The sequence below is a fragment of the Qipengyuania pacifica genome (assembly GCF_019711555.1).
Classification (GTDB): domain Bacteria; phylum Pseudomonadota; class Alphaproteobacteria; order Sphingomonadales; family Sphingomonadaceae; genus Qipengyuania; species Qipengyuania pacifica.
Window position 1 is genome coordinate 512,643 of the sequence record NZ_JAIGNQ010000002.1, and the last position, 22,405, is coordinate 535,047.

General features: G+C 61.2%; 24 protein-coding genes. 13 read left to right on the top strand and 11 right to left on the bottom strand.

All coding sequences use genetic code 11. From position 1 onward, the window contains the following. Nucleotides 1-36: 36 nt before the first annotated feature. The 5 genes from K3177_RS07715 to K3177_RS07735 all read right to left on the bottom strand — a co-directional run bounded on the left by K3177_RS07715 (nt 37) and on the right by K3177_RS07735 (nt 5,542). Nucleotides 37-669, bottom strand: a complete 633-nt coding sequence (locus K3177_RS07715) for a hypothetical protein (RefSeq protein WP_221597784.1) — start codon at nt 667-669, stop codon at nt 37-39. A gap of 331 nt (nt 670-1,000) precedes the next feature. Continuing rightward, nucleotides 1,001-2,857 carry a DUF885 domain-containing protein gene (locus K3177_RS07720; RefSeq protein WP_221597785.1) on the bottom strand — a complete coding sequence of 619 codons (1,857 nt, stop codon included), beginning with the start codon at nt 2,855-2,857 and terminating at the stop codon, nt 1,001-1,003. A gap of 104 nt (nt 2,858-2,961) precedes the next feature. Next, a complete protein-coding gene (locus K3177_RS07725) occupies nt 2,962-3,270 on the bottom strand; it encodes a 2Fe-2S iron-sulfur cluster-binding protein (RefSeq protein WP_221598104.1) in 309 nt (102 codons plus the stop codon). Nucleotides 3,271-3,284: 14 nt separating this feature from the next. Then, nucleotides 3,285-4,361, bottom strand: coding sequence for a cysteine desulfurase family protein (locus tag K3177_RS07730; RefSeq protein WP_221597786.1), 1,077 nt, complete (start codon nt 4,359-4,361; stop codon nt 3,285-3,287). A gap of 86 nt (nt 4,362-4,447) precedes the next feature. Next, a complete protein-coding gene (locus K3177_RS07735) occupies nt 4,448-5,542 on the bottom strand; it encodes a cysteine desulfurase family protein (RefSeq protein ID WP_282099640.1) in 1,095 nt (364 codons plus the stop codon). A gap of 77 nt (nt 5,543-5,619) precedes the next feature. Here K3177_RS07735 and K3177_RS07740 point away from each other — a divergent pair, with 77 nt between their 5' ends. Both K3177_RS07740 and K3177_RS07745 read left to right on the top strand, forming a co-directional pair. Then, nucleotides 5,620-6,276, top strand: coding sequence for an alpha/beta hydrolase (locus K3177_RS07740; RefSeq protein ID WP_103022639.1), 657 nt, complete (start codon nt 5,620-5,622; stop codon nt 6,274-6,276). A 150-nt stretch (nt 6,277-6,426) separates the two neighbouring features. Continuing rightward, on the top strand, nt 6,427-7,086 hold the full coding sequence (locus K3177_RS07745; protein ID WP_221597787.1) for an energy transducer TonB: 660 nt from the start codon (nt 6,427-6,429) through the stop codon (nt 7,084-7,086). A gap of 2 nt (nt 7,087-7,088) precedes the next feature. Here K3177_RS07745 and K3177_RS07750 read toward each other — a convergent pair whose 3' ends face one another. Beyond that, a complete protein-coding gene (locus tag K3177_RS07750; protein WP_247714324.1) occupies nt 7,089-7,337 on the bottom strand; it encodes a hypothetical protein in 249 nt (82 codons plus the stop codon). Between the two features lie 52 nt (nt 7,338-7,389). On the opposite strand from K3177_RS07750, the gene K3177_RS07755 reads away from it, so the two are divergent. From K3177_RS07755 to K3177_RS07770, 4 genes are all read left to right on the top strand, one after another. Beyond that, nucleotides 7,390-7,791, top strand: a complete 402-nt coding sequence (locus K3177_RS07755) for a DUF3597 domain-containing protein (protein ID WP_103022637.1) — start codon at nt 7,390-7,392, stop codon at nt 7,789-7,791. Between the two features lie 37 nt (nt 7,792-7,828). Continuing rightward, entirely contained in the window at nt 7,829-9,682 is a 1,854-nt protein-coding gene (locus K3177_RS07760; protein WP_221597788.1) for a DUF885 domain-containing protein, read from the top strand. Nucleotides 9,683-9,754: 72 nt separating this feature from the next. Beyond that, a complete protein-coding gene (locus K3177_RS07765; protein ID WP_221597789.1) occupies nt 9,755-10,687 on the top strand; it encodes a DUF1570 domain-containing protein in 933 nt (310 codons plus the stop codon). Further along, a complete protein-coding gene (locus K3177_RS07770) occupies nt 10,688-11,314 on the top strand; it encodes a hypothetical protein (RefSeq protein WP_221597790.1) in 627 nt (208 codons plus the stop codon). Nucleotides 11,315-11,345: 31 nt separating this feature from the next. On the opposite strand, the gene K3177_RS07775 is transcribed toward K3177_RS07770, so the two are convergent. Together K3177_RS07775 and K3177_RS07780 are read right to left on the bottom strand one after the other, a co-directional pair. Further along, nucleotides 11,346-12,191, bottom strand: coding sequence for a glutaminyl-peptide cyclotransferase (locus tag K3177_RS07775; RefSeq protein ID WP_247714325.1), 846 nt, complete (start codon nt 12,189-12,191; stop codon nt 11,346-11,348). 140 nt (nt 12,192-12,331) lie between these two features. After that, on the bottom strand, nt 12,332-13,930 hold the full coding sequence (locus K3177_RS07780) for a phosphoenolpyruvate carboxykinase (RefSeq protein WP_272019898.1): 1,599 nt from the start codon (nt 13,928-13,930) through the stop codon (nt 12,332-12,334). Nucleotides 13,931-14,119: 189 nt separating this feature from the next. Here K3177_RS07780 and K3177_RS07785 point away from each other — a divergent pair, with 189 nt between their 5' ends. The 7 genes from K3177_RS07785 to K3177_RS07815 all read left to right on the top strand — a co-directional run bounded on the left by K3177_RS07785 (nt 14,120) and on the right by K3177_RS07815 (nt 19,371). Then, a complete protein-coding gene (locus K3177_RS07785) occupies nt 14,120-14,866 on the top strand; it encodes a response regulator transcription factor (protein ID WP_103022743.1) in 747 nt (248 codons plus the stop codon). Further along, a complete protein-coding gene (locus K3177_RS07790; RefSeq protein WP_221597792.1) occupies nt 14,866-16,431 on the top strand; it encodes a sensor histidine kinase in 1,566 nt (521 codons plus the stop codon). The genes K3177_RS07785 and K3177_RS07790 overlap by 1 nt, the downstream gene beginning before the upstream one ends. Further along, nucleotides 16,428-16,868: an HPr kinase/phosphorylase gene (locus K3177_RS07795; RefSeq protein ID WP_221597793.1), complete on the top strand. Its 441-nt coding sequence runs from the start codon at nt 16,428-16,430 to the stop codon at nt 16,866-16,868. Before K3177_RS07790 ends, K3177_RS07795 begins: the two co-directional genes overlap by 4 nt. Nucleotides 16,869-16,879: 11 nt before the next feature. After that, nucleotides 16,880-17,776: an RNase adapter RapZ gene (rapZ, locus tag K3177_RS07800; RefSeq protein WP_221597794.1), complete on the top strand. Its 897-nt coding sequence runs from the start codon at nt 16,880-16,882 to the stop codon at nt 17,774-17,776. Between the two features lie 71 nt (nt 17,777-17,847). After that, nucleotides 17,848-18,273, top strand: coding sequence for a PTS sugar transporter subunit IIA (locus K3177_RS07805; RefSeq protein ID WP_103022631.1), 426 nt, complete (start codon nt 17,848-17,850; stop codon nt 18,271-18,273). Then, the gene (locus K3177_RS07810; RefSeq protein WP_103022630.1) at nt 18,270-18,548 is read left to right on the top strand and encodes an HPr family phosphocarrier protein; all 279 of its coding nucleotides are present in this window, start codon (nt 18,270-18,272) and stop codon (nt 18,546-18,548) included. The genes K3177_RS07805 and K3177_RS07810 overlap by 4 nt, the downstream gene beginning before the upstream one ends. Nucleotides 18,549-18,567: 19 nt before the next feature. Continuing rightward, nucleotides 18,568-19,371: a TrmH family RNA methyltransferase gene (locus K3177_RS07815; RefSeq protein WP_221597795.1), complete on the top strand. Its 804-nt coding sequence runs from the start codon at nt 18,568-18,570 to the stop codon at nt 19,369-19,371. Between the two features lie 13 nt (nt 19,372-19,384). On the opposite strand, the gene K3177_RS07820 is transcribed toward K3177_RS07815, so the two are convergent. From K3177_RS07820 to K3177_RS07830, 3 genes are all read right to left on the bottom strand, one after another. Beyond that, nucleotides 19,385-19,747 (bottom strand): response regulator, encoded by a 363-nt coding sequence (locus K3177_RS07820; RefSeq protein ID WP_103022629.1) that lies wholly within the window; start codon nt 19,745-19,747, stop codon nt 19,385-19,387. Continuing rightward, nucleotides 19,744-20,817, bottom strand: a complete 1,074-nt coding sequence (locus K3177_RS07825; RefSeq protein WP_221597796.1) for a PAS domain-containing protein — start codon at nt 20,815-20,817, stop codon at nt 19,744-19,746. The genes K3177_RS07820 and K3177_RS07825 overlap by 4 nt, the downstream gene beginning before the upstream one ends. A gap of 108 nt (nt 20,818-20,925) precedes the next feature. Beyond that, entirely contained in the window at nt 20,926-22,377 is a 1,452-nt protein-coding gene (locus K3177_RS07830; RefSeq protein WP_221597797.1) for a DNA recombination protein RmuC, read from the bottom strand. Between the last annotated feature and the right edge of the window lie 28 nt (nt 22,378-22,405).

A 22,405-nucleotide genomic window follows, 5' to 3' on the forward strand; every position in this document is an offset into this window, starting at 1 on the left:
TTACCCAACCGTTGAATATACAAGAATGCGCTTGTGCTATTCCGCGTCGTCCGCGGTAGACTTCTCTTTGCGGGCTACATCTTGAGCGACCTGACGGGTCTTTTGCGCATAGGTAAAGCCATTGCCCCCGCGGTAGATCGAGCTGAGATACTCGCGGTCGAACGAGGTAAGACCTTCTGTCGGCTTTCCGTCACCGAAAAGATTGAGAATACTTTCGAAGCCGAACTTACCGCTTTGTCCATCGCGGGTTTGCGCAAGGCCACGCATCACGGCGAATTCCGCAATTTGCTTGAGTGTGAAACCGTCGATCGATTCTAGATCTAGGACTACGAAGCCTCCGTTGATCTCTTTTCTGACTGGTGAGCTCAAGCGAGACATCACTGCCCCCCTGACGATAACAGCCCTCCCTACCTCGCCCTCGGAGACCGGGCCACCATCGGCACGTTTCGTCTGCGTATTGTGCCACGACCACACAGGTCCGGGGTTTTCGCGGAGTTTGCTCATCTCCTGTGCGGTCAGTCTTTCGAACAGTCTCGCATTCGCTTTGGCCATTCCCGCGATTAGCGCGCGCCCGTCATCGGTGACAATCAATGTCAGGTTGGGCGCACAGTTTTCCGGGGCCAGATCGACATCTGCGTCACGAACTGCATCTCGCATCAGTTCGACCACAGTCAGAGCAAAATTAGCTGGGAGGCCAGCCACAGCCGGGCAAACGTCCACCTCGAACCTGGCGAGATTACCACTTTCCGCTTCGGTGATCGCCCGTACCGACTGCGTCACGCTTGGCGGTTTTTCGCGGTTCCCTTCAACTATGATCGATTGCTCATCATCCTGAGCTTGCGCCTGTGCTTGTGCAGCGCAGAGCAAAACGGCGCCAGCGAAGAGGACCGAACAGTATTTCATAAGCTAAGTGTAAGCAAAACGGGATAAATGTCACGCGGCACATTCATCCGGCGTTTGGCCGGGCTCCCTCACGTCTTTTCGTGAGGGAGCCGATGGGTCATGCGGCTTTGCGTTCAGCGATCCAGGCATCGACGCGGCGTTCCAGCAGCGAAAGCGGCAGAGCGCCGTCGCCCAGCACCACATCGTGGAACCCGCGAATGTCGAATTTATCGCCGAGTTCGGTTTCCGCTTTGGCACGCAGATCGAGGATCTTGTTCATCCCGATCTTATAGCTTGTCGCCTGCCCGGGCATGACCAGATAGCGTCGCACCTCGTTGCGGATCGTTTCCGCATTCTGGGGGGAATTCTCGGTGAAATAGGCAATGGCCTGATCTTCGGTCCAGCCCTTGGAATGCAGCCCTGTGTCCACGACCAGCCTGATCGCGCGCCACAGTTCCGAACTCAGCCGCCCGAAGTCCGAATATGGGTCCTGATACGTGCCCGGAATTTCCTTGGCAAAACGCTCCGAATACAGGCCCCACCCTTCCGTGTAGGCACCGTAGAATTGCTGGGTCTGGAATTTCGGTACGCCGGTCAGTTCCTGTGCGATGGAGATTTGCATGTGATGGCCTGGCAGGCCTTCGTGATAGGCGATCACCTCCAGCATGTTCTTCGGCATCGCGCTCATGTCGGACAGGTGAGCGTAATAGATCCCCGGCCGCGATCCGTCGGGCGTGCCAGAATTGTAATGCTGCGCCCCGCCATCCTGCTCGCGGAACGGCTCCACCCTCCGCACTTCCAGCCCGGCCTTGGGCAGCAGACCGAAATACTGGGGCAGCTTGGATTCGATGTTGTCCAGCGCCGCCGTCGCAGCGTCGATGTACATCTGTGCGCCTTCGTCGCCCTGCGGGAAGTAATTGTCCTTGTCTTCCTTGATATAGGTGAAGAATGACTGGAGATCGCCGTCGAAGCCCACCTGGTCCTTGATCGCTTCCATTTCGGCATGAATGCGCTTCACATCGTCAAGACCGATCTGGTGCACCTGCTCTGCGGTCAGATCGGTGGTCGTGCTGTTCGACAGACGATGGGCGTAATACCCGTCCCCATTGGGCAGCACCCCGACACCGACACCGATCTCGGGGGCATTGGGGCGGTCTGCGGTCATGAACGTGATCAGCCTGTCGTAGCCTGCCTTGTACCCGCCCTTCAGCGCAGCTTCGAGCTCGCCCTGCATCGTTTCGCCATCGGCAGCGGTGATCGTGCCAGCTTCGACCAGAGCGGCGATCTTCTTCTTGCCGTCCTCCCACAATGCGTTGTCGGCAGTATCATCGAACGGCGCACCGGAAATCAGCTTCTTCGATTCGTCGATCACGAAGTCATACGCGAAATAGGGCGGACGTACGCCAGCGGCTGCACGGGGTTCCGCGATGTCGACCAGCTGGCCCAGAGCACGCCCGATTTCCGACACGCGCGAAATATAATCGCGCATGTCCTGCGCCGTATCCACGCGGTGCTGCGAAATCAGTAGCGTCGGGAGATAGGTATGCGCCCCGTGCATCTGGGTAAAGACATAGCCATCGTCGCGCCATTTGGCCGATTCCGCCGCCTGCTCGTACTCGTATTTCCAGAGGTCGTAGGACAGCTTGTCGGCACTGCTCAGGCTATCGTAATCGAAGGTACGCTCCATCTCCTCGACGGTAGCCTTCTTCCACGCCAGATCCTTGTCCTGCGCGGCGAGCGAAAAATCATCGATTTCGCCGTAGCGTTCCTTGCGACCCAGCGAGGTAAGCCACAGGGGGCTGTCCATCACCTGCTCTTCGTATTTCGCATCGAACCAGGCGCGCAATTCGGCATTGTGATTTTCGCTGGACGCTTCGCTCGTCTCGGCTGGGGCGGTTTGCGCAAAGGCAGGCGCAGTGACCGCGAACAGTGCGACAGGTGCTGCGGCGAGCAGCAGAGTATTCTTGAAACGCATGACAATCCCTCAAAAGTCCCGGTGTTTGGTGGCGACATCGCTACATGGCAGCGGGACCGGGGCAAAGGCCAATCGACCAAGGGCAATCGAAAAGGGACCGGCGGTCAACGCCGCATGTCATAACTTTCAGCCGGAATGGTAACAGTCAGGCCGTCCATCTCTTCGGTCAGGTCGATCTGGCACGACAGGCGGCTGGTGCGCGCAACACCTGCTGCAAGGTCCAGCATGTCCTCTTCCTCTTCGCTCGCTTCTTCGAGGCGGTCGAACCATTCGCCCGCAACGATGACATGACATGTGGAACAGGCCATCTGCCCTTCGCAGGTCCCTTCCAGCGGCAGGCCCGCCGCCTGCGCCACACGCAGGAGGTTGTCGCCCACTTCGGCGTGTGCGCTGACGGTGTCCCCGTTCGACATGACGAATTCGATTTTCACAATCCTTGCGCCTCCGCAGCAGCATTGATCTTGGCAGCGGCCTCCTCGATCTCGTCGAGCGTGGTATAGCGCCCGAAGCCTAGCCGGATCGAGGATTTCGCCTGCTTGTCCGATAGGCCGATGGCCTTCAGCACATGGCTCGGGCGACCCGATCCGCTGGCACAGGCGCTGCCGGCGGAAAACATCACATCGCGCACATCGCTCATCAACCTGCCCACATCCAGTCCTTCTCGGCGGATGTTGAGATTGCCGTGCCAGCGCGCTTCGGCGCTGCCGTTGAGCGTCCAGTCATCAAACAGTTCGCGGGCACTGTTCCACAATGTTCGGACGTGTTCGGCGTCCTGATCAAACGTCTCATTCGCACGTTGTGCCGCCGCCCCCATGCCGGCGATCAATGCTGGCGACAGCGTTCCCGACCGCAGACCGAACTCCTGCCCGCCGCCGGTTTGCACCTCTTCGAGGTCCAGCCCGTCGCGCACCCACAGCGCGCCAACGCCTTTGGGTCCATGGAACTTGTGGGCCGAAATGGCGATCATGTCTGCGCCGGTCAGCTCGATCCGCCCATAGGCCTGAACTGCATCACACAGGAACAACGCATTGTTTTCCTTGGCCTTGCGATACCATTCGATGGTCGGCTGGATCGTGCCGATCTCGTTATTGACCTGCATAACGCAGATCAGCCGCGTATCGTCTGGCACGTCCTGCCGCGTGTTGCACTGGCCATCCTTTGCGACGTTCAAGATATGGCTCGGCCCCGCTGCCCTTGCGGTATCGCCCACAGCAGAATGCTCGATCGCCGAATAGGACACGGTGCCGCCCCGCCCCGACCCTCGGATCGCCAGATTGAGCGCCTCGGTCGCCCCACTCGTGAACACGATCTTCCCACCGGCCGGAAACAGCGCAGCCACCTGATCTCGAGCGAGTTCCACCGCGGCTTTCGCCTGGCGTCCCATGCGGTGCGCGCTGTGCGGATTACCGAAGCCGGTACCGCCGGGCCCGTCGAGCCACCGCAGCATCGCATCACGCGCCTCGGGCGCGAGCGGGGTAGTGGCCTGATAGTCGAGATAGATCACTTCACCCTCATACAGTCATTACCAGCGAAGCGAAGGGTGCATGGCGAAGTTCCACCCCACACCCACCTTTGGCCGCAAAAGGAGGACTAGGCGCCTGCCAGATCGAGCCAGACTTCGCAGAAGCGTTCAACTTCCTCGCGGGAGGTATTCCAGCCGATCGAGACCCGGATGGTGTTTGACGCAATCTCGGGCTGGACCTGCATCGCCTCGAGCACGCGGCTGGTCTTCATCGTCCCGCTGGAACAGGCCGATCCCTGCGATACTGCGATACCCGCCATGTCGAAGCGCATGACCTGTGCTGTCGCGCTCATGCTGGGCATCGCGATGGCCCGTATTAACGGCGTTGGTTCCGCAAGACTATCGGACAGCCATGTGCCGCCGATCTTGCGACATTCACGTGCCAGCGCATCGAGCGGTTCGAGAACGTCCGGGGTGAGGTGAGGATCACCACAGGCTTCGAGGGCTGCCGCCATGCCGAGCACGCCAGGCAGGTTTTCTGTCCCGCGCCGATAACCACGCTCCTGCCCGCCCAATGGTTCGATAAGGGCGTAATCGGTTACCAGCAGCGCACCCACTCCGATGGGGCCGCCGAATTTATGCGCCGACACGATCGCCATATCGCAGGGCGGCAGCATCATCTTGCCAGCGCTTTGCGCGCAGTCGGCCAACAGCAGTCCGCCGGCGTTTCGGACGATGTCGGCAACGGCGGGCAGGGCCTGGCGGTTGCCCGTCTCCGAATTGACATGCTGCACAGCGACCAGTGGGCGTTCGCGCTCCACCGCTTCGATCAGCACGTCGAGATCGAGCGCACCATCGCTGCGAACCGGCAGCCTTTCCGCCTCCGGCGCGGCTTGCAGCAGGCAATCGTGCTCCACTGTCGATACCAGGCGCGCACCTGCCTTTGCATGGCGAAGCGCCATGATCGCAGCCTCGCTCGCGCCGCTGGTGAAGATTACTTCGCCACTCCAATCCAGCCGAGCTTTCACCCGCTCACGAGCGTCCTCGAGGAGACTGCGCGCCTTGCGCCCCTCGGCATGGGGACTGGACGGATTGGCCCACAGCGCGAAGCCTTCATCCATCGCCGCACGCGCTTCGGGGCGCAGCGGCGTGGTGGCGGCATGGTCGAGATAGATGCGTTTCGGGATGATACGTGCTCGAAATGATTGCGATTTGGACGACAAACCCTATATAGCGCGCCACTTCGCGCAAAGCCCTGTCCGGTGCAAGCGCTTCGACTTTTGCTTAGGGTACCCCTCCCATGCCGACCGTGATCTTTCCCGGCCCCGAAGGCCGCCTCGAAGGCCGTTTCTCTCCCGCCCCGCGCCCCCGGGCGCCCGTGGCCATGATCCTGCACCCGCATCCGCAGGGCGGCGGCACCATGAACGAGCAGATGACGCAGCGTCTTTACAAGACCTTCGTCAACCGCGGTTTCGCGACGCTTCGCTTCAATTTCCGCGGCGTCGGTCGCAGCCAGGGCAGCTTCGACAACGGCGTCGGCGAATTGTCGGACGCTGCAAGCGCGCTCGACTGGGTGCAGCAGATCCATCCGGAAGCGCAGGTGACCTGGGTCGCAGGGGTCAGCTTCGGTGCCCTGATCGGCATGCAGCTCCTGATGCGTCGCCCCGAAATCCGCGGCTGGATCAGCATCGGCGCACCGGCGAGCATGTACGACTTCTCCTTCCTCGCTCCGTGCCCCGCTAGCGGCATTTTCATCCACGGTGCACAGGATACGGTGGTGCAGCCGCAGGCGGTTACCAAGCTGGTCGAAAAGCTACGTACGCAGAAGCATATCACCGTGCATCACGAAGAAATCCCGCGCGCCAATCACTTCTTCGAAAACGAGCAGGAAGAACTGATGAAGTCGGTCGACAATTACCTCGACTTCCGCCTCGATCCGAGCTGCCCGATCAAGTGATCTGATCGGGCCGACAGCCCGTTCCCGAATTGCACATCCAGTCGGCAGCCATATGCTGTACGATACCGCTTGCCTCTTTTTTGTTACGTTGTAACATTGCCAGTCGAAGACTCGCAAAAGCGACTTCGATTTGGAAGAGGAGCAACACTCATGTCCTTCGTTGACCAGTCCCGCCGACCCTCCCCCGCCAGTATGGCAGCGGTGATCGGGGTTCATGCAGCTATCGGTGCCGCTCTTGTCGCCGGCCTGACCGTCAGCGGCGCAATGCCGGAAATCGTGAACAAGATCGGGGCGACCAACATACCGATCCCGCCGCCACCCCCGCCGGCCGATCCGGTCGAACCAAGCACCAGCGAATCCACGCCAACCATTGTTCAGGCGCCGCCGACCCAGATCGACATCAATCCCATCGACACGCCATTCGATACCACGCCGATCCCTGTTCCGAACCTGCCAACCGTCCCGTCCGGAACAACCTTTGAATTACCGACCCCGACGCCGCAGCCAAGTTTCGACCCCGTAAGCGCAAAGCCGCGCAACGATCCGGCGCGCTGGCTGACCGATAACGATTACCGCCCAAGCTGGGCCCGGCGCGAATTGACCGGCACGGCCCGGTTCAGGCTGGAAATTGCGGCTACCGGCAAGGTCACCAGTTGCACTGTAACTGGGTCGACAGGCCATTCGGAGCTCGACACGGCGACCTGTGCGCTGGTTACAAAAAGAGCGCGGTTCGAACCTGCACGCGGATCGAACGGCGAGCCGGTTGCCGGTACCTTCTCCAGCGCGGTGAAGTGGGAATTGCCTAACTAGGCTTATCGGGTGCCCTGCTCGAGCTTGTCGAGCGGGGCACTGCCCCCTGCGTCGGGAACGGTCCATACCGCCACATTCATCAGCGCGATGGCGGCCAGCACGACCATCAGCAGCGCGTTTTTCACGTTCCCGGTTCGACGCCACATGAAATAGGCGCCCGCGACCAACAGGATTGCAGCGAGAACGGTGATGGAGAGCACGGCGTCGAGCATGGCCTTGCCATAACTTCCCCGGCTTTCATCGCAAGCCATCAATGCGGAACGCGCTCACCCCTTGCCCGTTCGAAGATGCAAGGAGACGACCATGAGCATTTTCGGAAAGATCAAGGACTCGATTTTCGGCAAGAAGCCGAAGCCGCAGGAAACACCTGCGACCGCACCGGCCACCAAGGCAGCGCCGCAACCCACCGGTAACGCCTGGGCCGATGCTCCGGTCGTGGAACAGCAGGCCAGACCCGTCATCGATATCGAGAACAATCTCGACAACATGCCCGGCGCCGACCGGCTGAACTGGCGCACATCGATCGTCGACCTGATGAAGCTGATCGGCGTCGACAGCGATTACGACAGCCGCAAGGCGCTCGCGGTAGAGTTGGGGCGCGAGGATTATTCGGGCAGTGCGGAAGACAATATGTGGCTGCACCGGCGTGTCATGAAGGAACTGGCCGCAAGCGGCGGCAGGGTTCCAGCCGAATTCCTCGACTGATTTGACAGACTTGCACGCGGGCCGCACACCCGCGTGCATGAACCAGACACGCTTCGACATCACCCGCCGACAGGCTCTTTCAGGCCTCGGCGCAACCTCTGCCCTCGCTTTGACCGGATGTGCCACCACGGGACGCACCGGAGCGGTTACCCAGGCCCAGTCCATGGGCGTGGGACGGCTGCTCGAGATCGTCGGGTACAATCTGCTCGAACATGAGCCGGAGCGGGCGACATCGCTGGGTGTCGATACGGGCCGACATTACGACCTGCGCAGCAAGCTCGAAGATCAGTCGATTGCTGGGCAGGAAGCCTATGCCGCAACCCTTCGCAGAGACCTCGAACTGGTCCGGTCCGTTCCGCGGAACGGGCTCGACAGCGAAAATCTGACCAACCTGGAAGTCGTCGAAAGCGCTTACGAATTGGCGCTCGATGGATTTGCCCTGCCCTATGGCGATACGCCGGTCGGCAACTGGCGCACGGCGCCCTACGTCGTGATCCAGAATGTCGGCCAGTACCTCGCCTTGCCGCGCTTCATGCAATCGGATCACAAGGTCGAAAATGGCAATGATGCCGACGCCTATATCGAACGCATGGAACAGATGCCCGCCGTCTTCGATGGCGAGCTGGAACGGATCAAGGCTGCCCGAGGCATGGGCGTGGTTCCGCCCGATTTCCTGCTCGACAAGGCAATCGGTCAGATGGAACAGACCATCGCCAGTGCAGGCAAGGGCGAACTGTTTGCCGACGATCTGCGTGCCAAACTCACCGCCATGGGCATGCCTGAAAGTCACGCGAACCGGGCAAAGATTCTCGAAACCGGGCCGATCGCAGAAGCGCTCGATCGACAGCTTCAGGAACTGCGCGCGGAACGGGCCGTGGCGACGGCGGAGCCCGGCATTTCCGCCCGGCCGCAGGGCGATGCATTCTACACTTGGGCGTTACGATCCAGCACGACGACCCGGCTTACACCCGAAGAGGTCCACCAGCAGGGCCTCGAAGAACTCGAAGAGCTTCATGCCCGCATGGATCCGATCCTTCGCGAGATCGGCTATACCTCCGGTTCGGTTGGGGATCGCATGCAGGCATTGTCGCAAGATCCGCGGTACAAATTTGCCGAAGGCGATCCTGGCCGCAAGCAGATCATGGACTTCATCGCAGAGCGGCTGGACTGGATCCGCGGCCAGATGCCGCGCGCTTTCCACACGCTTGTCGATCCCAACATGGAAGTACGCCGCATCCCGCCGGCGGAAGAGGTCGGGGCACCCGGCGCCTATGGCGGGGCAGGCAGCAAGGATGGCACGATCCCCGGCCGTTTCTGGATCAACCTGAGGACCACCGACCTCCATCGCAAATACGATCTCGCCGACCTGACCTATCACGAAGCCATCCCTGGTCATGTGTGGGAAGGCGAATACTCCAACCGCCTGCCGCTGATCCGCTCGGTGCTGGCCTTCAATCCCTTCAGCGAAGGCTGGGCTCTTTACGGCGAACAGCTGGCCGATGAACTGGGGGCCTATGACGAATTTGTCGTTGGCCGCCTCGGCTATCTCCAGAGCCTCGCTTTCCGGGCCTGCCGCATGGTGGTCGACACTGGCCTCCATGCCAAGGGCTGGAGCCGCGCTCAGGCGGTCAACTTCTTTGTCGAACGCAACGGCAGCAAACCGGCAGAAGTCGAAAGCGAAGTGGATCGATACTGCAGCTGGCCCGGACAGGCCACCGGCTACAAGCTCGGCCACAGCCGCATCGTCGATCAACGTGCCAGGGCGGAAACAACCATGGGCACCGCTTACGATTTCAAGGCCTTCAACGACGCGGTCGTTCTCGGCGGCAACGTGCCGATGGATGTGCTGGAAAAGAATGTCGGCCGGTACATCGCATCTGGATCCAGGTAACGGCTTTTCCTTTTCCATCTCCTTGCTTTCCCATGTAATACTATGAACTGCTGAATACACGGGGGTCGTTTCATGCGTTTCATTCTTAGCTTGTTCGTCATTGCTTTTTCCGTACCTGCCCATGCCGACTGGCATGTTGCCGAATCCGACAATTTCGTGATCTATGCCGATGATCAGGCCAAGGATTTGCAAGCATTCGGCGAAGCGCTCGAGAGCTACAATGCCGCCCTCAATCTACTGAGCAAGCGCGAAGCGACCAAGCCTAGCCCATCGAACCGACTAACCATATTCGTCGTCGGCAGTCAGAACGAAATCGGGAAGCTTGCGGACGACAAGTCAAAGACAATCGCAGGATTCTATATTCCGCGCGCAGGTTCATCCGTCGCGTTCGTGCCGGACATTCGCATGCGCGGACGCGAAACCGATTGGTCGATGACCGTCCTGCTGCATGAATATGCTCACCACTATTTCATCTCGAATACGACGATCGCGATGCCGCGGTGGGTGGACGAAGGCGCAGCAGAATTCTTCGCCTCTGCCAAGTTTGAAAGGGATGGAGGCCTTTCCATAGGACGCCCAGCCCGTCACCGCGCAGCAGAACTGGCCTATGCGCGGGATGTGAGCGTAGAAGAGTTGGTCGACCCAAAGCTTTACGAAGAGAAGAAAGGCAAGCGCTACGACGCCTTTTATGGTCGGGCATGGGCGCTTTACCACTATCTGTATTTTTCCGAGAGTCGAACCGGGCAGCTTCACAAGTATCTGGAGGGCATGTCCAACGGGGTCGACCAGGTCGAAGCGGCCGAGCAAGCTTTCGGCGACCTTGGCGACCTTCAGAAGGACCTTGATCGCTACCTCGATCAGCGCCGTATCAAAGTTTGGAATCTAGGCGCGGACGTCCTGACCAGCAACCCTGTCGGCGTTAGTAAACTGTCGCAGGGTGAGGCAGATGTCATGCCATTGCGCATTCGATCGCAGCGGGGCGTTTCGCGCGAACAGGCACTTTAATTGCTGCCACAAGTTCAGAAGGTCGCTGCCGAATTTCCGCGTAACGCGGCCGTGCTCGCGGCGCTCGCCGAAGCGGAACATGATGCTGGCAACTTTGACCAGGCAATCGCCGCTGCGGATGCAGCTCTGGCAATCGACCCGACCGCCAAGAATGCACTTGTCCAGAAAGGCTTTGCGCTTTTCACCAAGGCAGCGGAGGCCGATGACGAAGACGCTGCCTACAGCGCAGCCATGAAGCCTTTCTCAGCACTAAACCGGCTTGAGAATGATCATCCTCTCCCGCTGATATACTACTACCTCAGCTTCGAGCAGCGAGGCGTCGAGCCGGACGAGACGGCTCGCCATGCACTGGAACGAGCTGCACAGCTTTCACCCTTCGATCGCAGCCTTGCGATGAGGGCGGGGCTTATGCAGGCGCGCGAGGGAAAAATCGAACTTGCCCGTCATACATTGGGTCCTGTCGCTACCAATCCGCATGGCGGCAACATGGCTAGCGAGGCCCAGCGTTTCATCGACCAGATGGAAGGTGTGCCCGAAGGAACAGAATGGTCACCGCGGCCCGTGCTCGATCTGGCCGAGGCAATCGTAGCCAGCACGAGCGATGACAATGCTGAAGACGATTTCTAGGGCCGCACTAACTTTGAATATTCGATGTGCTCTAGCGGACCTGCGCTTCGGTTTCGACCAGGTTGATTTCGAATAGGCTCGGCCATCGTTTTCCGGTCACGAAAAGACGTCGCTTCTTCGGGTCCCAGGCGATGCCGTTGAGCACCGTGTCGCGGTCCGTCATTGGGATGCTATCGACGATCGCTCGCAAGTCGACGAGGCGCTTGATCACGCCATCGGCCGGGTCGATGGCGACGATGAAGGGGGATTGCCACACATTGGCGTAGACCAGACCGTCAATCATCTCGAGTTCGTTGAGGTTTGGCAGGGGCTGGCCATTCATCGTGACCGGGATCATGCGCAGAACCTCGAAGCTCTCTGGGTCCAGAACGCGCAAGGTAGCAGTGCCATCGGAGTGAATGAGACCTTCATCCGACGTCGTAAGGCCCCACCCTTCGAAGGGGACTCCATCTTTCGAGCCTGCGGGCTTGAGGGTTTTTGCATTCCAGCGGTGGATCACACCGTTTCGCCAGGTCAGGCTGATGAATTCCCGCCCCGACAGGGCCAGCCCCTCTCCGAACTGGTCTGCGGAGATAGCACTTCTGTTAAGGACCTTGCCCGTTTCGAGATCGACCTTGCGGACTTCGGACTGCCCTTCCTGTCCGGTGCTTTCGAACAGATGCCCGTCGTGCCAGACGAGGCCTTGGGTGAACGCTGCGGTATCGTGCGGATATGTCGCGACGATTTCGGCGCGATAGACTGCCGGCCCGCTATAAACCTCAGGGGCTGGCGTTCTCTCTGCTGACGGGGCAGCGTCCTGAGCTGTCGCCACGGGAGCCATGGCCGGGGTTAGCCACGTGAAAGCGGCGGCAATGAACAGGATGGCACGGTGCGTCATGATCTCTCCCATCCGTTTCCGGGGCTTAGCCTTGCATGAATTGATCGGCGCCCGGAATCAACGGCCCCCGGTCCGCTTTTCAGCGGCCGGGGGTCTCCTCTCCAACGCTTGGGTTCCGCTGGACAGCGGAACCGATCTCATCAGGCTGCGACAGCCGTGTTCGGCGCTGCATCGCGCACGCCTTGGTCGACATGAGCCGCGAAGGGCTCGAAATTGTCGACGAAGAGCTGCACCAGCTTGCGCGCGGTACGGTCGTATTCGTCTTTGTCGGTCCAGGTCGAACGGGGGTCGAGGATGCCATCATCTACGCCCGCGACGCTGACCGGGACTTCGAAACCGAAATTGGGATCCTTGCGGAATTCCACATTGTTAAGGCTGCCGTCGAGCGCGGCGTTGAGCAGTGCACGCGTGGCCTTGATCGGCATGCGGCTACCGGTGCCGTATTTTCCGCCAGTCCAGCCGGTGTTGACCAGCCAGCAGGCGACTTCGCCCTTCGCGATCCGCTCTTTCAAAAGATTGCCGTAGACGCTGGGATGGCGAGGCATGAAAGGCGCGCCGAAGCAGGTACTGAAAGTCGCTTCGGGTTCCGTCACGCCGATTTCGGTACCGGCAACCTTGGCCGTATAGCCCGACAGGAAGTGATACATGGCCTGATCGGGGGTCAACCGCGCGATCGGGGGGAGAACGCCGAACGCATCGGCGGTCAACATGATCACGTTGCTGGGCGGAGGCCCCATGTTCTCAGCGGAGGTATTGGGAATTGACGACAGCGGATAGGCACCGCGGGTATTTTCCGCGAGGCTGTTGTCGTCGAGGTCGATTTCACCCGCATCGTTCATCACGACGTTTTCGAGCACGGTTCCTTCCATCTTGGTGGTGGCGTAGATTTCGGGCTCTGCCTCCGGGTTCAGGCGGATCATCTTTGCATAACAGCCGCCTTCGAAATTGAAGACTGCAGTATCCGACCAGCCATGCTCGTCATCGCCGATCAGCGTGCGGCTGGCATCGGCGGAAAGCGTGGTCTTTCCGGTGCCCGACAGGCCGAAGAACACGGCGCTCTTGCCGTCCTGTCCGATATTCGCCGAGCAATGCATCGGCATGACGCCCTTCACCGGCAGCAGATAATTGAGAATGCCGAAGACACTCTTCTTCATTTCTCCGGCATAGCGCGTGCCGCCAATGAGGATCAGCTTTTCGCTGAGATTGACCGCGATCACGGTTTCGCTGCGCGTGCCATGGCGTTCCGGATCGGCGCGGAAGCTCGGCAGGTCGATGATCGTGTATTCGGGCACGAACCCGTCCAGTTCAGCCTCGGTAGGGCGCACCAGCAGCGTGCGAATGAACTGGTTGTGCCAGGCGAGTTCGTTGACGACGCGCACGTTGACGCGATATTCCGGCTGCGAGCCGCCGAACAGGTCGGCAACGTAGAGGTCGCCCTTCTCGGCAACGGCCTTGAGAAAATCTTCCTTGAGTGCCGCGAAATGGTCCGGCGACATCGAAGCGTTGTTGTCCCACCATACGGTATCTTCGGTTTCGCCATCGCGAACGATGAACTTGTCCTTTGCGCTGCGGCCTGTGTGCTTGCCCGTTTCCACGACCAGCGGGCCATGCTTGGCTTTGCGGCCTTCACCATTTTCCAGTGCAGCGGCGGTCAGCTCTTCCGACGTGAGGTTCGGGTGAATGGTTGCGGAAGTCTCGATGCCCTGCGCGGCAAGCGAGTGGGAAAGCGAAAAGGTCACTGAATTCTCCGGCGCGTGTGCGGGTTCGTTCTGGAATCGCCGGCGCATACGAATGCGTGGCTTTCTCAGACGCCAATAGTCCTGCCGTAACGCGGCGTCAAATCGCCATCGAACAATATGTTGTGGCGTATGCGCGGGCCACGTTGTTTTGCCCTTTCAATGTCGCTAGTCACTCTCCTTATGGAGAGCATGACAGCAGATGCCGCGCCGCAGGGCGAGAGCAACCGGACGGTCATCGCGCTGGTCGATGACGATCGCAATATTCTGACCACCGTCTCGATCGCGCTGCAGGGCGAAGGCTTTGCCACGCGCGTCTATTCAGACGGCGAGGCGGCTCTTGGCGCGCTGCTGTCCAATCCGCCCGACCTAGCCATCTTCGACATCAAGATGCCCAAGATGGACGGGATGGAACTTTTGCGCCGCCTGCGCGAAAAATCGCCACTCCCGGTCATTTTCCTGACCAGCAAGGATGACGAAACCGACGAGGAAGCCGGCTTCGAAATGGGCGCGGATGATTACATCGCCAAGCCTTTCAGCCTGCGCCTGCTGCTGGCACGCATCCGCGCCATCCTCCGGCGCAGCGGCAGCGACCATCCGCTGATCCTGTCCGAACAGTTCGACGAAAAGCCGGGTGAAGTGCTCGAACGTGGTCGCCTGTACATGGACCCTGCCCGGCACCACGTCACATGGGAGGGGGAAGCCGTTTCGCTGACGGTGACCGAATTCCTCCTGCTCGAGGCGCTGGCCACGCGCCCCGGCGTGATCAAGAGCCGCAACCAGTTGATGGATGCCGCCTATCCCGACGATGTCTTCGTCGACGATCGAACGGTCGACAGCCACATCAAGCGCATGCGGCGCAAGTTCCGCGCCGTCGACAAGACCTTTTCCGCCATCGAAACGCTTTACGGCGCAGGCTACAGTTTCAACGAAGGCTGATGTCGGAAATCGGTAGCGTATTGAAAGGCGATCCGCGGCTGGAAAAGCTGCGCTGGTCGCGGCGGCTCTCGCTCACCAGCCGCATCCTGTTCGTGAACATTCTGCCGCTGGTCCTGCTGGGCGGCGGCGTCATCTATGTCGACGCCTATCGCAAGCAGCTTCTCGACGAACGCTTCAAGCTCGCCCTCGTCGAAGCGCAGATCACGGCAGAAGCGCTGGCCGGCGCATCGCCCAAGCGCCAGGAGGCCCTGCTGATCCAGATCGGCAAGGAACAGCGCCTGCGCCTGCGGGTCTACAGCCCCGACGGTTCGCTCGAGGCCGACAGTTTCAAGCTTGCCCCGCCCAGCTTTGCACTGGCGCGCAAGGAAGATGTCGATCCCAACGCCTTCGCGCTGCGGATGGACCGCTGGTTCGACCGGGTGGTCGGCGCGCCGGCCGTCCCCGACTACCGCGAGCCGGAGACGGACGACATCAACGACTGGCCCGAACTGCTGCGGGCCCGCGGCGAAAGCCTGACCCAGATCGTCCTGCGCGATGCGCCCGACGGCACGCATGTCATCAACGCCGCGGCCCCTGTCGGGCTCGATGGCGACACGCTCCTGCTCACCCGCAATCCGGTCGACATCACCGCCCGGGTGCGGACGGCGCGCTCCACGGTCGCGCTCGTGGTCTTCGTCGCGCTCGTCATTTCCACGCTGCTGTCGCTGTTTCTGGCGCAGACCATCGTGCGCCCCTTGCGCGAGCTGGTCCAGGCCGCCGTGCGCGTGCGGCAGGGGCGCGACCGCCAGGTGGAGGTTCCGCGCCTGCCCCAGCGCCGCGACGAGATCGGCATGCTCGCCCGCTCGATCTCCGACATGACCGCGGCCCTGCGCCAGCGTATCGACGCGGTCGAACATTTCGCGGCGGATGTCGCGCACGAGATAAAGAACCCCCTCGCGTCCCTGCGCAGTGCGACCGAATCGCTCGCCAAGGTGGAAGACCCCAAGCTGCGCGGGCAACTGATCGATATCGCCATCCACGACGTGCGCCGGATCGATCGTCTCGTGACCGAGATTTCCGACGCCAGCCGGATCGATGCGGAAATGTCGCGGACCGAATTCGAGCCGGTGGACCTTGCGCAGCTGCTCCGCACCATCGTCGACAATCGCGAGACGCGCGACGAGAACGAGGGCCGCATGGTCGTCATCACCGGTGACGACCGGGCCGTGCCGATCATGGGCGTCCCCGCGCGGCTGGAACGCGTCATCCAGAACCTGCTCGACAACGCCGTATCCTTTTCGCCGCCAGCCGGCAGGATCGTGGCCGAAATCACTCGCAGCGACAATCGCATCACCCTCTCCATTTCCGACGAAGGGCCGGGCATTCCGGAAGAAAAGCGCGAACGGGTGTTCCAGCGCTTCCACTCCGACCGTCCCGAGGAAGAGGATTTCGGCAACCATTCCGGGCTCGGCCTCGCCATCGCCCGCACCATTGCGGAAGCGCATGATGGCACGCTGGTCGCGACATCGCGCGCCGACGGCGAAGAAGGCGCCTGCCTCCAGCTCAGTCTCCCGGCCAAGCGGTGACGGTCCTTGCCAATGTCACGGCTGTCGCGATCGGTGGCCGTGCCTTGCTGATCGAAGGTCCGCCGGGATCGGGCAAGTCCTCCCTCGCCCTCGCCCTGATCGATCGCGGCGCCCTGCTGATCGGCGACGATGCGGCGCATCTGGCGCATGACGGCGCGGCGCTGATCGCCTCCCCGCCCCCCAATACCTGCGGCCTCATCGAAATCCGCAACGTCGGTATCGTCGAATTGCCCGTGTCGAGCGCCCCTCTGGCGCTCGTCCTTACGCTCGATCCCGATGCGCCCCGCTTCCCGCTCGATCCGGCAATGCGAACGATCGCGGGGGTCGATATTCCGTCCCTGCCCTTCGCGCCGGGCGATGCCGTGCAGGCCCTGCGCGCGGAATATGCACTGGCACATCACGGTCTCCCCTTCCCCAATTCGGGTGCAACACAATAGACATGCCGTACATGCCCGACGAATCGCCCTCTCCGCAGCGTATCCTGCTCGTCACCGGCCTTTCGGGTGCGGGCAAGTCGACCGCGCTTCAGGTGCTCGAAGATCTCGGCTGGGAAGCGCTCGACAATTTCCCGATCCGCATGCTCGGCAGCCTCGTCGATAGCGGGGACAACACCTTGCCAGTGGCCATCGGTTTCGATTCGCGGACCCGCGGCTTCGTCCCGGCGGAAATCATCGCGCTGTGCAAACAACTCGAGGCGCGCGACGATGTCGAACTGACCACCCTGTTCATCGATTGCGGCAGTATGGAACTCGAACGGCGCTACAATGAAACGCGCCGGCTTCACCCCATGGCTCGCGGTCGCCCCGTGCTGGACGGCATTAAGGCCGAACGCGAACTGCTCGAACCGCTACGGCGCTGGGCCGATATCGTCGTCGACACCACCACCTATGCAACCAATCAGTTGCAGCAGGTCGTGCGCGAACGCTTTGCCGACGACACCGAACGCCACATGACGATCACGATTTCCAGTTTCGGCTTTGCCCGCGGCATGCCGCCTCTGGCCGATCTGCTGTTTGACATGCGGTTTCTCGACAATCCGCACTGGGTCCCCGGCCTGCGCGAACTGACCGGCCTCGATGCGCAGGTGGCCGAACATATCGCCGCCGACCCCGCCTTTACCCCCGCATTCGACCGCATCATCGATCTGCTGCGCGAAGTCATGCCGCGCTATGCCGCCCAGGGGCGCAGCTATCTCAATATCGCTTTCGGGTGTACCGGAGGGAGACACCGCTCGGTTTACAGTGCGGAACGGGCGGCAGAGGTCTTGCGCGAAGATGGATTTTCGCCCACGGTTCTGCATCGCAACCTTGGGTCGCGTCCCGCCGACCGGCTGGAGCGCCGCTAGACCCAAGGGCAAGGAATGGTTAAGGGCCACGCAGGCACACTCTTCGGGCATCGCAACGGAACTGAAGCTGCATGATCGGCATGATCCTCGTCACCCACGGCAAATTGGCCGAACATTTCATCGACGCTATGGAGCATGTCGTTGGCAAGCAGGAGCATGTGGCCACCATATGCATCGGCCCGAACGATGACATGGAACAGCGTCGCGCCGATATCGCCAATGCGATCAAAGAGGTCGATAGCGGTAAGGGCGCCATCATTCTGACCGATCTGTTCGGCGGTACCCCGTCCAATCTGGCAATCTCGCTGCTCGATACGGGGCGGGTGGAAGTCATCGCCGGGATCAACCTGCCCATGCTGATCCGCCTGGCTGGCGCCCGCAAAAGCATGGATGTGGTCGATGCAGTGCACGCGGCGCAGACCGCCGGGCGCAATTACATCACCGTGGCCAGCGAATTTCTCGGCCAGGATATCCAGAGCGCGCGGAAAGCCTCTTGAGCGAGCTGCGCCGGTCAATCGAGGTCGTCAACCAGCGGGGCCTGCATGCACGGGCCAGCGCCAAATTCGTCAACGCGGTTGCCGAACTCCCGGACACGTGCACCGTTCGTGTTGCCAAGGGCGACAACGAAGCGGCCGGCGGCTCGATTTTGGGCCTGATGATGCTGGGTGCGGCCAAAGGCGACACGATCGAAATCATCGTGGCAGGCGATAATGCCGAAGCCGTGATGGCCGAACTGTCCGCCATGGTCGAGGATGGCTTCGGAGAGCCGTAGGATTATGGCTTCAAGCGAGATGAACCGCCGTCACATCACCGGTTTTTCCAATCCCACCGTCAAGGCTCTGCGCGCCTTGCGGGAAAAGAAACACCGCAAGGCTTCGGGCCGGTTCCTGGCCGAAGGGCTGCGGTTGCTGACCGATGCACGCGAATGCGGGCATGTGCCCGAAACACTCGTTCTCGCCGATCGGCGCGATCCGCATCCCTTGCTCAGCGCACTGGAAGACGCAGTTGAATCAGGTGGCGGCGAGGTGATCGAAACCACGCCGGACATCCTTTCCAAGATTACGGGCAAGGACAATCCGCAGGCGGTAGCCGGTGTATTTGCAGAATTCGATACCTCGCTCGGCGCGCTCGACCGGTCACGGAGCGATATCTGGCTCGTCGCGCAGGCCCTTCGCGATCCCGGCAATCTGGGCACGATGTTGCGGACCGGCGATGCCATTGGCGCAGGCGGGGTCATCCTGATCGACGATTGCGCCGATCCCTTCAGTGTTGAAGCGGTGCGCGCCAGCATGGGCGCGGTGTTTACGCAATCCATCGCACTGGCTCGCTGGGATGAATTCGAAAGCTGGCTGCGGGCAGGCACGGGTCAGCTGGTTGCGGCCAGCCTTCGTGATGCCCAACCCTATCGCAGCGCATCTTACGCCGCGCCCTGCTTCGTCATGGTCGGGAATGAAAGTCGCGGCCTTCCGGAAGAATACGAAATGGCCTGCGATCTGCGAGTGACCATGCCGATGAAAGGGCGCGCAGACAGCCTCAATGCTGCGGTAGCCGCGGCTGTTCTGGGATACGAAGTTCTGGCAGCGCTCGACGCCTGAGGCGCCGGCGCAATCAGGCTGGCTGAAGCTGGCCGTTCAGGCCGAACAGACGCGACACGACATCGTCGGCACCACTGGGCTTGGCCAGTATCGGGGCATCCAGATCGCGCAATGCTTCTCCGGCCCGGTCGAGATCGCCGGTGTGCAGCAGGAACGGCACGCCGCGTGCGCGTAGTTCGACCGCCACCGGCTCGCAGGTTTCCCCCTTGCCCAGATTGACGTCGAGCACCGCGCCGTCGAACTCCGCTCCGTCCATGGCTTCGAAGGCTTCATCGCAGGATACCGTCACGACCGCCTCGGCCCCTGCATCTTCGAATGCAAGTTGCAGGTCCATCGCGATCAATGGCTCATCTTCAAGTATCAGAATGCACTTCATGATTTCAGCGGCAGCGAGATTTTGGCCCGCAACCCGTCTTCCTCCCATGTCCGGTCGAGCGTTCCGCGCGAGTAGGCCAGTAATCTTTCTGCGATGTCGAACCCCGTACCGGTGATTTCCGGCTCGCCCGAAATGCGGGGACCGCCGGTTTCCTTCCAGTCGATCACCAGCGCCTGGCGTTCGTGCCGGTCCTCCGTGTGATGCCAGGATACGGTGATCTTGCCGTCCTCATTGGACAGCGCGCCATATTTCGACGCATTGGTCGCAAGTTCGTGCAGCGTCAGCCCCATGGCGGAAACTGCATTCGGCTCGGTCCGGGCGCCATTGCCTTCGAACAGGATGCGATCGCCTTCGGGATCGTAGGGATTCAAGACCGACCGGATTGCCTGCCCGACCTCAATCGTGCCCAGTGCAGCATCGTCCAGCGTCGGCTCATACGCGCGGCCCAATGCCTGGACGCGTTCGTTGATCTTGCTCGATACGTTGCGCGCATTCATCGCGCGCCCGGTTATGTTCACGATCCCGCCGATTACGGCAAAGACGTTTTTCAGCCGGTGCGAAACTTCGCGAGCCATCGCCTTGGCGTGCTTTTCTTCCGCACGGGCCAGATGGATGTCGGTGACGTCCCACTGGCTGCCGAAGAAATACCGCAGCTTGCCCTCTTCGTCGTAAATCGGACCGAGATGGAGAGCATTCCAGAATGTCGAACCATCCTTGCGGTAATTCAGCAGCTCGACGACCAGCACTTCTTCGGTGCGTATGGCATCGCGGATTTTCGCGACCTGCGACTGGTCGGTCTTGGGGCCCTGCAGGAAACGGCAGTTTCTGCCGACGATCTCGCCCTGCTTGTAACCGGTAAGTTTTTCGAACGCCTTGTTACAGAAGACGATGGGGTCGTCTTCCAGGCGTGGGTCCGTCAGGCAAACCGCCATGCGGGTCTGCGCCATTGCCTGTTCGAAAAGCAGGCCTGACGAGCCGGGGAAGTTGTCCTCCTCGGCATTGAAAGGCCGCCCGGTATGTTGGGCCTGTTCGAAAGTTTTGCGCGACCCATCGCCGTTGCCGCGATGCATGTAAGGGTTTCCTGCTACTTCAACCTGTCTGTTAACCCGGCATATGCCGGTAACTATTGCAGTAGCAACGCCAAAAACGCCGGTGGGGTCCCGGTTTTTTCCCCTTGGCTATTCCGCAGCTTCGCGATCCGGCTGTCCGTCATTGCCGATCAGGGCAGCATCTTCGGCGTTATAGCGCGGTGTCGCCTCGACTATCGGCACCTCGTCAATCTCGCGCTTGCCGATCTCGATGCCCTTGTCGTGCAGCCGGCGTCCGGCAGACAGCACATTGCGCTCGAAACTGCCGACGAACTTGTTGTAATTGTTGACGGCTGTCTCCAGCCCGCCACCCACGCGCTTCATATGTTCGGCAGCCACTGCCAGGCGATCGTACAGTTCCGCCCCCGCCTTGCCGATCTCTACCGCTTCACGCGCGATGGTGTCCTGCCGCCAGACCTGCGCGACGGTGCGTGCGATCGCGACGAGGTTGGTCGGGGTCGCCAGCAACACCTTGTTGCGGAACGCGAAATCCCACAATTCGGGATCGTGCTCGAGCGCTGCGGCCACGAAATGCTCGCCCGGGACGAACATGACCACGTAATCCGGCGTATCGTCGAACTGGCTCTGATAGCTTTTGGAACCCAGCGTCTGGACGTGATTGCGCATGGACTTCGCATGCAGATCGAGGTTTCTGATACGCTCGTTCTCGTCATCGGCCTCGAATGCGGCCTGATAGGCGTTCAGCGATACCTTGGCATCGATCACCAGCTTCTTCTGGCCCGGAACGTGGACCACCGCGTCGGGCCGCAGGCGGCCTTCGTCGGTTTCGATCGAATGCTCCAGATTGAAATCGGTATGTTCCGACAGGCCGCATTGCTCCAGCACGTTCTGCAATGCTCGCTCGCCCCAGCGCCCGCGCGCCTTGGGGGCATTGGTCAGGGAATTGCCGAGCCGCTGCGCCTCGCGCCGTACTTCCTCCTGTCCGCGCTGCATTTCGGTGATCTGCTGGTAAAGCCGTCCGAATGCATCGGTGCGCTTTTCCTCCAGCGCCGCGACCTGTTTTTCATAAGCTTCCAGCCGCTTGCCCACCGGGTCGAGCAATGCGCGCAGCTTTTCCTCGCTGGTCTTTTCCGAATGGCCGAGCCGCTCGTTCGCCCGCTCGAGGAAGGCTTCCTGCGCCTTCGACAGCACGGCCGAGCCGGTGTTCTGGAATTCCTTGAGCAATTCTTCGCGTGCTTCGATCAGCAGCCGTTTCTGCTCGTTGAAATTGGCGGTCTTTTCCTTCAGCGTCGCGAGTTCGGCGCCCAGTTCGCCATTGCTGCGCCGCAGATTGTCAAGCGCCGCCTCATGGTTCCTGCGCGTATCGCGCAATTCGGCGTCGAGCGCATCGGCCCGCCCTGCCCGCACGGTCGCATTTTCCAGATCGACGATCGCCTTGCGAAACTTCTCTTCCGTCTCGCGCGCTTCCGCATCGCGCTCCCCATGGCGCGCCTTCCATTCGGCCACGGGCCGCGATCCCAAAAACCATCCCAGGCCCGCTCCTGCGAGCAGCGCCACGATTGCAATGACTGCCATTTCCATGGGCGCAGGCTAGGCGGAACACATGCGG